Origin of the sequence: Photorhabdus sp. RM71S (assembly GCF_042879355.1) — a bacterium.
Classification (GTDB): Bacteria; Pseudomonadota; Gammaproteobacteria; order Enterobacterales; family Enterobacteriaceae; genus Photorhabdus; species Photorhabdus kayaii.
This window is the reverse complement of sequence record NZ_JBHFKV010000259.1, coordinates 1-289: the sequence shown is the minus strand read 5'-3', so window position 1 is coordinate 289 and position 289 is coordinate 1. Positions and strand designations below refer to the sequence as shown.

General features: G+C 59.5%; 1 protein-coding gene. It reads left to right on the top strand.

Annotated elements, in window-relative coordinates:
- On the top strand, positions 1 to 289 hold a 289-nt coding region (locus ACGF5R_RS24800), incomplete at both ends, for a hypothetical protein (protein ID WP_387693307.1).

The window sequence follows — 289 nt, the reverse complement described above, 5'->3', positions numbered from 1 at the left end:
CGCGCAGGGGCAGGTCACGGCGACCTTAACCAGCACGGCGGCGGTGAAGAATGTGCAGGTGTCAGCGAAGGCGGCGGCGAATCCGTCATGGATCAAGGCCGATAGCCCGGTGAGCTTTGAGGAGCTGAGCCACAGTTATCGGGTAACCGGCGTGACGGTGGAAGTGGATAAAGACAAAAAGCGCTACAACAACGGCGCCGACAGTTATACCTTCACGGCGACGGTGAAGGATGGGCACGGCAATCTGGTGGTGGGTCAACCGATCGACATTGAGTGGCAGACAGAGCCA